The organism is Arcicella lustrica, from assembly GCF_034930985.1.
In the GTDB taxonomy this organism is placed as follows: Bacteria; Bacteroidota; Bacteroidia; order Cytophagales; family Spirosomataceae; genus Arcicella; species Arcicella lustrica.
The window spans coordinates 226,807-239,817 of the sequence record NZ_JAYGIM010000003.1 but is presented as its reverse complement, the minus strand read 5'-3'; the positions used below and the strand labels follow the sequence as shown (position 1 = coordinate 239,817).

The window sequence follows — 13,011 nt, the reverse complement described above, 5'->3', positions numbered from 1 at the left end:
TGACCATCTTAAAATGTTTGTTTTAAAATACATATTAAAAGGACCATATCATGCTTTCAGAACTCCTGAAAGTCGTGAGTTACTAAAGCTTTTCAGAAAGTACGGAGATGTAAAACGCTACGAAGCTCGTGAAGTAACATTTCAAGGAATGACATTCCAAGTACCTGATTGTATGTCTTTTCTTTTTCAGTTTCAAGAAATTTTCGTTGAACAGTTTTATAAATTCAATACCAATTCGGCAAAGCCTGTGATTTTAGATTGCGGAGCAAATATTGGTTCAAGTTGTGCATTTTTCAAAAGAGAATATCCAAATTCCCAAATCACAGCTTTTGAAGCAGATGCTAAAATTGCAACAATACTCCAATCAAATCTCAGTAAAAATGGATTTTCGGACGTAGAAGTAATCAACAAAGCCGTTTGGATTGATGACGAAGGCATTGAATTTGCCTCTGAAGGCTCTGACGGAGCATCAATTTATGGCGAAGGCGATAAAGTAAAAGTTGCTTCTTTTCGTTTAAAAGATGTACTTGACAAAACGCCTTCGGTAGATATGCTAAAAATGGATATCGAAGGAGCTGAAACGGCAGTGTTGAAAGACTGTGCCGACTCATTAAAGCAAGTAAAAAACATCTTTATCGAATATCACGCTTTTCCAGAACAAGCACAGGAATTAGGTGAAATTCTGAATATTTTGGCTAAAAACGGTTTCCGTTACTTCATTAATTCTGCACAAGACCGCACAAAACCGCTCGTTAATCATCGCTATAAAGGTAATGATTTGATGGATTTGCAATTAAACATTTTTGGCTATCGTCCATAATATGAAAATTACGATTTTAAGCACATTTGATACTTATGGCGGAGCGTCTATCGCTGCTTCTAGGCTCAATAAAGCCTTAAATGACAATGGTTTAGAATCAAAAATGCTTGTGCAAGATCAAAAGGGGAAAGCTCCCAATGTCGAAACAATTGCTCCCAATTGGTTCTTGAAAAAAGTAGCTCTTGCCAGATTCGCTTTCGATCGTTATCAATTTGCTTTTTATGAAAAATCCAAGGCAGTAAGATTTATCTTTTCACAAGCAAAAATAGGTATTGATATTAGTCAACATTCATTGATTAAAAAGACTGATATTATTCATTTACATTGGATAAATTTCGGTTTTCTTTCACTTGATTCTCTTAAAAAACTTATTGAAACCCAAAAGCCAATTGTTTGGACTTTGCACGATATGTGGGTTTTTACGGGTGGTTGTCATTATTCAAGAGACTGTACTCATTATCAACAAAACTGTGGAAATTGTACAGAATTTCTTAAAAATCCTTCTCCGACAGATTTGTCAAATCAAGTCTGGAAAGCTAAACAAGAAATTTTTCAAAATGCCAACATTACCATCGTTGCTTGTAGCAATTGGTTAGCAGAAAAAGCGAAGGCGAGTACTTTATTAGAAGGCAATAAAATTGTTTCGATTCCAAATCCAATTGATACTTCATTGTTCAAACCGACCGAAAAATCAATTGCTCAACAGCACTTTCAATTAGATACCAACAAACGTTATATACTTTTTGCGGCTGCTAAGATTAGCGATGTTCGGAAAGGATTTATCTATTTTAAAAAAGCTTTAGAGATTTTAAAAAAGGAGTATTCGGTTGATAATAAAGAGGTTGAGCTAATTATTTTCGGACAAGCGAATGCCAATGATTTTGAAAATCTTCCTTTTAAAGTAAATGTTTTAGGCAAACTTTCAGATTTATCTGAAATCGCTTTGGCGTATTCCTCCGCTTCTGTTTTTGTAGTTTCTTCTTTGGAAGATAATTTGCCGAATACCATTATGGAATCTTTGGCTTGCGCAACACCAGTTGTTGGTTTTGAAACAGGTGGCATTCCTGAAATGATTGAACATCAAAAAAATGGATATTTAGCTACTTTTAAATCTGCTGAAGAGTTGGCAAAAGGTATTTATTGGACTTTGTTTGAAGCTGATTATGAAGTACTTTGTCGAAATTCCAGACAAAAAGTGATTGAAAATTATGCCGAAGAAGTAGTAGCAAAACAGTACCAAGCTTTATATGAATCATTATTATGAAATTAAGTATCATTACCATTACTTATAATGCTGAAAAATTCCTAAAAAGAACCATCGAGAGTATTTTGGCTCAATCAAACCAAGATTTTGAGTACATTATTATTGATGGAAAATCGAAAGATTCAACCTTGGAAATTGCGAAAACTTATGGCGAAAGAGTAAACCTTTTGGTGTCTGAATCCGACAAAGGTTTGTACGATGCCATGAACAAAGGCTTACGCTTGGCTTCGGGTGATTTTGTCTGGTTTATGAACGCTGGCGATGAAATTAATGATAGTGAAGTAGTGGCAACTTTCATGAAAGCTTTAGCAGAAACCCAAGCTGATGTGTTTTATGGAGATACTTATTTTGTAGAAGAAAACAGTACAATTCAAGGCTTACGTTCAGAAATTACACCGCATCGTTTGCCCAAAAACCTTAAATGGCAAGATATGAATTTAGGGATGTTGGTTTGTCATCAAGCCTTTATCGCTCGTAAATCTATCGCTCCTTTTTATCTTGAAAATAACCTTAGTGCTGATATTGATTGGGAAATTGAATGCTTAAAAAGAGCGAAAAAAGTACAGTTTTTAGATACAGTAGTGGCAAAATACTTGGTTGGTGGTATTTCAAATAAACAACTAAAACGCTCCTTACTTGATCGCTACGAAGTATTGAAAAAGCATTTTGGCTTTTTCGGAGTAATCATGGCTCATATACAAATTACTATTCGAGGAGTAAAGTTGATACTTAAAAAGGGCGGGAAGTATTGGTAGGCAATACCAAAAATGCCCGTGCTTCCAGCGACATGACTTCTTCTTTTTCGTAAAATAATAAGGCTCTATCTCGCAAAGCGTATTCGCTACTTAAAAAAGCATTGCACGCTTCCAGTAATGTTTTTTCTCTCCCAAATCTGTCTAAAAAAGCCTCAACGGTTTTCAACCAAAACCATGTAAGGGTTTCGTGATAACCTCTTTCAAAATTGATTGGTCCTCCAACAGAACTATTGAATAAAATAATTCTTTGTCGTACCAAGTGCATCGACTGCGTAAGATTATACTGACGCAAATACCAAACGCCCATCGCTAAATGTGCTTCATGCGTCCAATCTTCAGCAGGCAAATTACAAGTATTGAATTTTTCTATTAAGGATTCTATTTCAGATTCGGATTGGAAAAGGCGCATAGTTGTATGGCTATCAGGTTTCGGTCATCAGCTTTCAAAACTTACTTTACATAGAATTTTTTAATATAATTACTGATATGGTATGATATTGACAATAAAAATACTATTATTTTGATAAATCAAAAATTAAATACCCTAAATTTTAAAAATAAAAACCCTTGCAGGCTTGCAAGGGTTTTGTAAACAGAAAGCTGATATCTGAAATCCGACTACTGATAGCCTCTTAAATTCCCAAAATCTTCTTATTCAATTCTATATCAGCACCACCGCCAGCGAAGTCATCAAATACTTTAGATGTCGCTTGGATGATGTTTGAGTCAATAAATGGAGCGCCTTCTGTTGCGCCTTGAACAGGATCTTTGATAGCACATTCCCATTCTAACACCGCCCAACCATCGTAGCCGTATTGTGTTAATTTCGAGAAAATAGAACCAAAGTCAACTTGTCCATCGCCTAAAGAACGGAAACGACCAGCACGATTTACCCATGACTGATAACCGCCATAAACGCCTTGTTTTCCAGTTGGATTAAACTCTGCATCCTTTACGTGGAACATCTTGATTCTTTCGTGATAGAAATCAATGTATTGTAAGTAATCCAAACATTGTAACACAAAGTGAGATGGGTCATAAAGTAAGTTGGCACGTTTGTGATTACCTACTTTTTCAAGGAACATTTCAAAAGTAACGCCATCGTGTAAATCTTCTCCTGGGTGAATTTCGTAGCAAAGGTCAACTCCTGAATCTTCAAAAGCATCCAAAATAGGCAACCAACGATTAGCCAATTCTGTAAAACCTTGCTCTACCAAACCCGCAGGGCGTTGAGGCCAAGGATAAACTGTATGCCACATCAAAGCACCAGAGAAAGTAGCATGAGCTTTTAACCCTAAGTTCTGAGAAGCTTTTGCTGCATACTTCAATTGTTGCACAGCCCATTCTGTACGAGCTTTTGGATTTCCTTTTACTGAATCTGGTGCAAAGCCGTCGAACATCACGTCGTAAGCAGGGTTTACTGCTACCAACTGTCCTTGCAAGTGCGTTGAAAGTTCAGTGATTTGGATACCTTTATCCGCCAATTTACCTTTCAATTCGTCGCAATAAGTTTTTGATTCGGCTGCTAATTGTAAATCAATTGCACGAGCATCCCAAGTAGGAATTTGTACTCCTTTATATCCTAAGTCAGCTACCCAAGAAGTAATTGAATCAAGGGTATTGAAAGGAGCAACGTTATCTAAAAATTGTGCTAAAAATATAGCAGGACCTTTGATTGTTTTCATGAAAAATTGTGAGTTGTGAATGAGTGAGTTAAGAGTCAATACCCTTTTTTTTCAATAATTCTCCTGTTGTTTTTCTGGATTTTGATAGAATTTTTAAAATTTCATTTCCTTCATTAATGCGTAAACCAAATGCTTTTATGCGTCCAAAGATGAGTTCAGCAAATTCATCTTTAGGAAGATAATTATTTGTGTCCATTTCTTGAAGGTGTAAAATAAGATTGGTGATTCAGTTAATCACTAAATCACCAATCATTCATTTACTAAACATCTAAACCTTCACCCAGCTTTGGCTTCTGTGGCTGTCGAGAATTCTTTCGCAGATTAATAATTCTCTATATCCATCAGCAAAAGTAGGATAATTTGGTTTTTCTGGTTGTTTACCAGCAGCAACGGCTGCATATACTTCTTTGAATAATTGCTTAGAAGTATCTGGGAAACCTTCGTTGTGTCCACCTGGGAAAGTCATCAATGCACTTGCTTCTGGATATGCTAAAGAAGGGTCACGCATTAAAGATTGGTTGTAGCCATCACGATTACCAATCCAGATTTCGTTTGGTGCTTCTGAGTTGAAAGCAAATGTTTTCTTTCCACCAGAAATCTCTAATTTCAATTGATTTTTACGTCCAGCCGAAACTTGAGAAACTGTTACCGAACCACGATTTCCATTATCGAAACGTAATAAAACGTTAGCATGGTCTTCCGTTGTAATTGTTACATCTGCATAGTCTTCTGGTTGAAGCATTTTGCCAGAATATGTTTCTACTGGTTTCAAAGGCTTTTTACGAGTTTTGTGAATCGTATTGAAATCGGCCATTACTTCAACCGTTTTTAAGCCAGTGATATACTCGATAATGTCCATCAAGTGTGAACCAATATCAGCAATTGCACGAGAATCTCCAGATTTATCTGGTTCTAAACGCCAGTTATAATCAGTTTCATAGAATAACCAGTCTTGTAAATAAGAACCAATTACTGAATACACTTCACCTAAATCACCTTTTTCACGCATTGTTTTCATTTGGCGAACCAAAGGATAATAACGTAAATTGAAGTGAACGGCATTTACCAAACCAGTTTCAGCAGCTAAGGCTACTAATTCTTCAGCTTCGTGTAAATCTTTAGCCAATGGTTTTTCACAAACAACGTGTTTACCAGCCAATAAAGCTGCTTTTGATTGTGAATAATGTAAAAAGTTGGGAGTACAAATATGCACACAAGCAATATCTTCCATTGCCAATAATTGTTCAAACGTACATGGACGCTCGATACCTAATTGTGCAGCCTTGGCAGTCGCTAATTCAATATTTACTTCACAAAGTGCTGTTACTTCTACATTTGGAAGTCTTCTTAATGCCTCAATATGAGCAGGCCCGATAAACCCAGTTCCGACTACGCCGACTTTGATTTTTTCCATGGTTAAATAATTGTTATTTGGATAAGTATTCTTTTTTGATTGAAAATATATAGGATAATAATACTTTATAACATTCAATTCCTTCAAATATAATTAACATTTATCAGGAAAATGGAGGTTTTGTACTGTTTAGATAGAATTTCGTCTTATTGCTTATTTTTAAACAAAGCAATATCCGACTGCATCATATCATCAACCAGTCCTTTTAAATCATATTTTGGCGACCAACCCAATTTTGCTTGGCATTTTGCTGGATCTCCAATGAGTAATTCTACCTCTGTTGGACGGAAATATCTTTCATCTACAGAAACTACCACTTTCCCAATTTCTACTTGATATTCAGGATTGTGGCAAGCTACTACTTTACCAATTTCATTGACTCCTTCTCCTTCAAATCCAATTTCTATGCCCAAATAAGCAAATGCCATTCTTACAAATTCACGAACACGAGTGGTTACTCCAGTAGCAATAACAAAATCTTCAGGTACTTCTTGTTGTAAAATTAACCACATGGCTTCTACGTAATCTTTGGCGTGTCCCCAGTCACGTTGTGCATCCAAATTCCCTAAGTATAATTGTTCTTGTTGCCCCAAAGCGATTTGAGAAACAGCACGAGTAATTTTACGGGTCACAAAAGTTTCTCCACGTAAAGGCGATTCATGATTAAATAGAATACCGTTTACGGCAAACATATTGTATGCTTCACGATAGTTTACAGTAATCCAGTAAGCGTATAATTTGGCAACTGCGTAAGGAGAACGTGGATAAAATGGAGTAGTTTCCGATTGTGGAACTTCTTGAACCAAACCATACAGTTCAGAAGTAGAAGCTTGATATATTTTAGTTTTTTTATTCAAACCTAATAAACGAACCGCCTCAAGAATTCTCAATGTACCGATACCATCAACTTGAGCAGTATATTCGGGTTCATCAAAAGAAACCTTCACGTGTGACATCGCCCCAAGATTATAAATCTCATCTGGTTGAACTTCTTGAATAATTCTGATAATATTGGTTGAATCACTCAAATCACCATAATGGAGTATAAATTTCACACCATCTTCATGTAAATCTTCATAAAGATGATCAATCCTTTGTGTATTAATTAATGAACTTCTTCGCTTGATACCATGTACTTCATAGCCTTTAGAGAGGAGTAATTCTGCTAAATATGCACCGTCTTGCCCGGTGATACCTGTAATAAGAGCTTTTTTCATGTAGTCCAACCCCTGCCCAAGAGGGATTTTAATTTTGGGGGCAATTAAAAATTAAATGTGATTTTATTCAATACAAAAATACTAAACCAAAAAGCTAAAACCCAAGTTCTTACTTTATTTAACTAGTATTCCTCTTTTTATTTCTACTCTGTCGGGCAGTATCATTGCCGAAGGGAAATTTTCTTTAATCGTAACAAAGTATCTTTCAGCATCCATTCTGTTTAGGAAATCACCAATTTTTACTTTATAAATTGGTTGTTGATAGCTAAGATAAGGGTAAATTTCTGGATAAGTTTGGTAAGTATAAATCTTGGCATCATCAGCGGCTTTTCTGTCATTTCCTACATAAATCTGGATTCTGAAACCATTTGCGTAGCGAATACTTTTATTTTTAAGCGAAATCGTATCTAAAATAGCATCCAGTTTTTTGTTGATGTGCATAGGCTCTTCGGTTAAATAAGCCTTTTTTGTATTTTTTTTCGAATAATTCAGCGTATCACTTGCCTCGTTTAGTTGTTTGTACTTGGGCAAATATTGCGATAAATCTTCTTCATAAATTTTATCTGTTTTTTTATGAGATGATTTTGTACTGGCAGAAGTAGAAGAACCTTTGCTAGAAACAACCTTGGGGGAACAAGCACTTAGAATTACTAAAAATATGGATAGACAAATAAAAAGAAAGCGTTGCATATAAAATTGAGTTTTTCAGATAGACTTTTGGTGGCTTGAAAAGAAGTATTCATCAAAGATACAATTTTTGACAAAAACTTGAAATATCCTTTTTCATTGTAACTTTGTTTCCGCTATTGAGCATCCTTAATTCTGATTTTTGATTTCTAAAAACCCCATGAATATTCAACAAAATATTTCTTTAAAACCCTTCAATACTTTTGGTCTGGAAGCTTCTGCACAATATTTTGTTGAAGTAAATACTGTTGAAGAACTGAAAGATATTCTCCAAAATCCTGATTTCAAGAACCTTGATAAATTGTTTTTAGGAGGCGGAAGTAATTTACTACTTACCAAGAATTACGAAGGATTAGTCATAAAAATTGCTTTAAAAGGAGTTGAAAAAGTTTTTGAAGACGAAAATACTGTTCATATTAAAGCGGGAGCGGGTGAAATTTGGCATCAATTTGTGATGTTTTGTGTAGAGAATCATTATGCGGGTATTGAAAATCTTTCACTCATTCCGGGTACAGTTGGTGCTGCACCCATGCAAAATATTGGTGCTTATGGCGTAGAAATCAAAGATGTTTTTCAGGAATTACAAGCCCTTAATCTGGAAACGCTTGAAATAGAAACTTTTAGTTTAACAGCTTGTCAGTTTGGTTACCGTGAAAGCGTTTTTAAACATGCTTTGAAAGGAAAATATGTGATTACTTCGGTTACTTTTCATTTGAATAAAGTAGCGACTTTCAAAACTGCTTATGGTGATATTCAAAAAACATTGGCGGAAATGAATGTAACAGATCTTTCAATCAAAGCCGTAAGCGATGCAGTTATTTCAATTCGTAGGAGTAAATTACCAGACCCAGCCGAAATTGGAAATTCTGGCAGTTTTTTCAAAAATCCTGAAATTCCGATTGAACAATACAAGCAAATTTTGATAGAATATCCAACGTTACCAAGTTACCCAATCAATGAAAATACTGTAAAAGTGCCAGCAGGTTGGTTAATAGAGCAAGCAGGTTGGAAAGGTTTTAGAGATGGACAAATTGGCGTTCACGCTCGTCAGGCTTTAGTTTTAGTGAATTACGGTGGAGGAAATGGCAACGAAATCAAGAAACTAGCCGAAAAAGTACAGCAATCAGTACTGGATAAATTTGGTATTAAATTGAGTCCAGAAGTAAATTATATATAAAACATCTCAAGAATGAACATCCCAAAATTAAAACATACCGAAACGAATAATTTCTTCTTGATGGCAGGAAGTTGTGCCATTGAAAGCCGTGATTTGGCTTTTGAAATTGCTGAAAAAATCAAAGGAATTACTGACCAATTTGGCATTCCTTATATTTTTAAAGGTTCGTATCGCAAGGCAAATCGTACTAAATTAGATTCGTTTACAGGTATTGGCGATATTACTGCTTTAGAAATTTTACAAGAAATTGGTAATCATTACGATTTACCAACAGTTACGGATATTCACGAATCGCAAGAGGCTGAAATGGCTGCAAAGTACGTTGATGTATTACAAATTCCTGCTTTTTTATGTCGTCAAACAGATTTATTGGCTGCTGCTGCTCGCACTGGTAAAGCGGTGAATATTAAAAAAGGGCAATTTATGGCTGGTGTTTCGATGAAATTTGCCGTTGAAAAAATCCTTCATGAAAATCCTTCTGCACAAGTATTTTTAACGGACCGTGGTAATTCTTTTGGCTATGGCGATTTAGTCGTGGACTATCGTAACATTCCTGAAATGCAAGCGCATGGAGTGCCTGTAGTGATGGATTGTACGCACTCTTTACAAAGACCAAACCAAACAACTGGCGTAACTGGTGGACAACCAAAAATGATTGAAACCATTGCCAAAGCAGCCATTGCAGTAGGAGCGGATGGTATTTTTATCGAAACGCATCCAAATCCTGCCATCGCAAAATCTGATGGCGCTAATATGTTGCCTTTGGATAAATTGGAAGAATTGTTAGAGAAATTGGTAAGAGTACGCCAAGCGGTGATATAATTGAGTGAGTTGTGAATAAGTGATTGTTTTTTTATTGGATGTATAATTTAAAAATCAATCACTTATTCACAACTCACTCAATCACAATTACCCAAAGTCTGTTTAATAAAATCTTTTTCCCAAAAACAATGTTCAGAAAAACTTTCATTCTAACTTTTCTTGGCTTAATGATGTCTTTGTTTACGATGTCAGTTTCTGCATCGTATGCTTTTGAAAAATCTTTTCAAGAACCTGTTACAAAAGTTGCACAAAACTTCCCTGAAAAGTTTGAAACAGCTTCTAAAAATAGCTATGCAATTGATGTTGTAAGTACTTCATCAGGAGAATGGACATTCGATAATGCGATGATTGGAGGTTCTGATAACGACGCTAAAAATGGAGAGAAGTCGGTCAGAATGAAAGAAAAGTCTAAACTGACAATGAATTTTGATATTCCGACGGGTATTCAGCAAGTAAAACTGAAGTACGGAATTTATCAAACCGATGAAGAAGCTAGCTTTGAACTCTGGGTTTCAACCAACGCTGGGAAGGCTTGGATGAAAATGGGAAAAGCCATAAAAGCAACCAATAAAAAATTAAAAATAGCAACTTTTGAAGTAATTACTAAAAAGCCAAGTAGAATAGAAATCAGAAAAACCGATGGTACAGAAAACCGCTTGAATATTGATGATATTAGCATTGCTACTTATTTAAACGCCGTTAAGTCACCAAGTACTTCTGCTACTGTTCAAGAACCCATAGTTTTGATTTCAAAACCTACACGGGATGATAATTTAGCTTTAGGAAATCCTTCAAAAGCGATTTCAAGTACTTCTTCGCCGAATAATTTTTTGATGACAAAAACATCCTATTCGCTTTCTTATAATAAAAGTAAAAACATTGCAAATTGGGTTTCTTGGCATTTGAGCAAAGCTTGGAAAGGTGATGCGGCTCGTCAAAATAACTTTCGTCCCGATAATACTTTACCAGAAGGATGGTACCAAGTTACACCAAGAGATTACTCTGATGCGGGTTTCGACAGAGGGCATTTATGTCCTTCGGATGACAGAGATGGCAATCCAGAAGAAAATCAAGAGACTTTTTTCATGACCAACATGGTGCCACAAGCTCCTGAAAACAACCGAGGGATTTGGAAGCATTTAGAAGAATATACAAGAACATTACTCGACCAAGGAAATGAATTATATATTTTGGCGGGCACACTTGGGCAAGGTGGTACAGGTTCTAACGGCACGACCAAAACAATTGGGAAAAACAATAATATTGTAGTGCCAGCTTCTATTTGGAAAGTAATTGTAGTATTGCCAGTTGGGGAATATGACGCTGTGAGAGTTAACACAACAACGAGAGTAATTGCAGTAAATATGCCCAATCTGAATTCAGTAGGAGCTGGAGATTGGAAAAAATATAGAATATCTGTAGATGAATTAGAACGCTTGACGGGTTATGATTTTTTGTCAAACGTACCTACAAATATTCAGAAAGTAGTTGAAAATGTTGTTGATAAGGAGTAATTATACCTGATGATTTACCTTATTTTTATTTTTGAAATCAATATGTCAAAACCTGTCACTTTAACTCAAAGCTCATTGCTATTTAACAAAATAATTTAAGTTTTTTTAAGAATTTTTCAGGGGAAAACTATTTTAAATTGTCGTGATTTTGACAATTTAAAAATTAATTTTGCGTTTGAATATAATTGATGAAAATGAGATTTCATTTTTGCCCTTGTCCTATGAAACGATTTATACATTTAACCATAATCTTATGCGCTACATCTTTGGGTGTAAGGGCTCAATCTGATAGTCTCAAATTTATTACGATTTCTCCAACAGGTTCAATCAAAAATATTGACTGGTTAGAGAAAAATACGGTTGGTCAATTTGGTATCGACCTCAAGCTCCAGCCAAGTAAAAAAGTAAATATCACACTTGGTACAGCACTTTTCAAAACAATTGGATCAAGTGTTTTAACGCCATCAAATCCATCTGCTTTTTCTTCAAGTTATGATAAATACGGAAGTCACTCGAGTTTTGTATCGCCAACGCCTAAAACTACTTATAACGGAGGTTTTATCAATGCAGATGTGGGAATTCCATTCAAATTAAGAGATAGTTCAAACATAAGTATTGAACCATTTTTGGGCTTAGAAGGAAAAATTTGGCAACGTACTACCGATTATGGAACAGAGGGCAGTCCTTTATTGGTAGAAGAAAAATACAAATTCTTATCTCCATCTTTTGGTGCAAAATTGAATTATTCAACGAAGTCTAAAGTGAAACTTACTTTAAGAATTTCAGGAAGCTACCCGATTGTTTCTAAATTGAAATTAGACGAAAAAAATCTTAATTTGCCCAATGCTGAATTAGATTTAAAACGACAGTTATCTCCTGCTGTTGAAATTGGTGCAAAAATCAAAAAGCTAACCATCAAACTCCGTTACGAAAGAATCAATTTTGGTTCTTCTGATTCTTTAAGAGGTTTTTCAACACCATCTTCAAGAGCCAATGTATCGGGTGTATCAGTTAGTTATGATTTTTAGTAGTTGTTAAGCTCTGAGCCGTAAGCTTTGAGCTTTTTTATTGAAAAGGCAAAATCAGTTCAAAGCTCACAGCTAATTCTGCGTTCCCTGCTTAATCGCCTCATAATCCGTTTTCAAACGTCCCATTTCTCTGGCAATAAAAGTTTGTAATTGGGTGTTGAATATCTTTTGGTCTTCTTCGTTCAAAGAAGCATAAAAATCTTTTAATTCTTGATTGATGGCTGCACGTTCTTCTGCCGAAGCAGCATTGATTGAACGCATGTGATATTGTTTAAAATTGAAATCCATGATTTTGATTTGGGAATTGGGATGTTAGATTTCGGATTGATTATACCAATCAAAAACCCTCTATTTTTTGGAATGACAAATTTACTACTAAAAATGAAACAAGGTATTTTCATTTCTTTGGTAATTTCTGAAATAGCAAAAATACTTCTCGAATCACTTCCAATTCAAAAGAAAAAATAGAAGCACTCTCTTCAAAGCTTAATGCTGAAAAATTTTGTTGTAAATTGCAGGCTAATTCTAATTTGTTCAAAACTTAGTGGTAATAAATCTTGAGATTTAAGCCTTTGGGGACGGATAACAGATTGCGATTAACAGATAACAAGTGCTAAAGCACATAAAA

Annotated in this window: 14 protein-coding genes; 7 read left to right on the top strand and 7 right to left on the bottom strand. The window is 35.3% G+C overall.

Annotated features, from left to right (window positions below; translation table 11 throughout):
* Positions 1-13 precede the first annotated feature (13 nt).
* The 3 genes from VB798_RS04365 to VB798_RS04355 are packed head-to-tail and all read left to right on the top strand — an operon-like array spanning position 14 to position 2,839.
* Positions 14-820, top strand: coding sequence for an FkbM family methyltransferase (locus VB798_RS04365; protein WP_323256356.1), 807 nt, complete (start codon positions 14-16; stop codon positions 818-820).
* Position 821: 1 nt separating this feature from the next.
* On the top strand, positions 822-2,084 hold the full coding sequence (locus VB798_RS04360) for a glycosyltransferase (protein ID WP_323256354.1): 1,263 nt from the start codon (positions 822-824) through the stop codon (positions 2,082-2,084).
* Complete coding sequence (locus VB798_RS04355; RefSeq protein WP_323256352.1) at positions 2,081-2,839, top strand: glycosyltransferase family 2 protein; 759 nt, start codon at positions 2,081-2,083, stop codon at positions 2,837-2,839. The genes VB798_RS04360 and VB798_RS04355 overlap by 4 nt, the downstream gene beginning before the upstream one ends.
* On the opposite strand, the gene VB798_RS04350 is transcribed toward VB798_RS04355, so the two are convergent.
* From VB798_RS04350 to VB798_RS04325, 6 genes are all read right to left on the bottom strand, one after another.
* Positions 2,814-3,248, bottom strand: coding sequence for a hypothetical protein (locus VB798_RS04350; RefSeq protein WP_323256350.1), 435 nt, complete (start codon positions 3,246-3,248; stop codon positions 2,814-2,816). The two genes, VB798_RS04355 and VB798_RS04350, sit on opposite strands and share 26 nt — an antisense overlap.
* 223 nt (positions 3,249-3,471) lie before the next feature.
* Complete coding sequence (locus VB798_RS04345; RefSeq protein ID WP_323256348.1) at positions 3,472-4,524, bottom strand: sugar phosphate isomerase/epimerase family protein; 1,053 nt, start codon at positions 4,522-4,524, stop codon at positions 3,472-3,474.
* A 28-nt stretch (positions 4,525-4,552) separates the two neighbouring features.
* The gene (locus tag VB798_RS04340; protein ID WP_323256346.1) at positions 4,553-4,720 is read right to left on the bottom strand and encodes a hypothetical protein; all 168 of its coding nucleotides are present in this window, start codon (positions 4,718-4,720) and stop codon (positions 4,553-4,555) included.
* 72 nt (positions 4,721-4,792) lie between these two features.
* The gene (locus tag VB798_RS04335; protein WP_323256344.1) at positions 4,793-5,938 is read right to left on the bottom strand and encodes a Gfo/Idh/MocA family protein; all 1,146 of its coding nucleotides are present in this window, start codon (positions 5,936-5,938) and stop codon (positions 4,793-4,795) included.
* A 146-nt stretch (positions 5,939-6,084) separates the two neighbouring features.
* Positions 6,085-7,155, bottom strand: a complete 1,071-nt coding sequence (gmd, locus tag VB798_RS04330) for a GDP-mannose 4,6-dehydratase (RefSeq protein WP_323256342.1) — start codon at positions 7,153-7,155, stop codon at positions 6,085-6,087.
* Positions 7,156-7,269: 114 nt separating this feature from the next.
* Complete coding sequence (locus VB798_RS04325; RefSeq protein WP_323256340.1) at positions 7,270-7,845, bottom strand: SPOR domain-containing protein; 576 nt, start codon at positions 7,843-7,845, stop codon at positions 7,270-7,272.
* A 157-nt stretch (positions 7,846-8,002) separates the two neighbouring features.
* Between VB798_RS04325 and murB the strand changes: the two genes are divergently transcribed.
* The 4 genes from murB (at position 8,003) to VB798_RS04305 (ending at position 12,383) form a co-directional block, all read left to right on the top strand.
* Entirely contained in the window at positions 8,003-9,019 is a 1,017-nt protein-coding gene (gene murB / locus VB798_RS04320; RefSeq protein ID WP_323256338.1) for a UDP-N-acetylmuramate dehydrogenase, read from the top strand.
* 12 nt (positions 9,020-9,031) lie between these two features.
* Complete coding sequence (gene kdsA / locus VB798_RS04315; RefSeq protein WP_323256336.1) at positions 9,032-9,841, top strand: 3-deoxy-8-phosphooctulonate synthase; 810 nt, start codon at positions 9,032-9,034, stop codon at positions 9,839-9,841.
* A gap of 128 nt (positions 9,842-9,969) precedes the next feature.
* Positions 9,970-11,355, top strand: a complete 1,386-nt coding sequence (locus tag VB798_RS04310) for a DNA/RNA non-specific endonuclease (RefSeq protein ID WP_323256334.1) — start codon at positions 9,970-9,972, stop codon at positions 11,353-11,355.
* A 221-nt stretch (positions 11,356-11,576) separates the two neighbouring features.
* Positions 11,577-12,383, top strand: a complete 807-nt coding sequence (locus VB798_RS04305) for a hypothetical protein (RefSeq protein ID WP_323256332.1) — start codon at positions 11,577-11,579, stop codon at positions 12,381-12,383.
* A gap of 72 nt (positions 12,384-12,455) precedes the next feature.
* Here the strand turns inward: VB798_RS04305 and VB798_RS04300 are convergent, their stop codons facing one another.
* Positions 12,456-12,671 carry a hypothetical protein gene (locus VB798_RS04300; RefSeq protein WP_407654136.1) on the bottom strand — a complete coding sequence of 72 codons (216 nt, stop codon included), beginning with the start codon at positions 12,669-12,671 and terminating at the stop codon, positions 12,456-12,458.
* Positions 12,672-13,011: the final 340 nt, after the last annotated feature.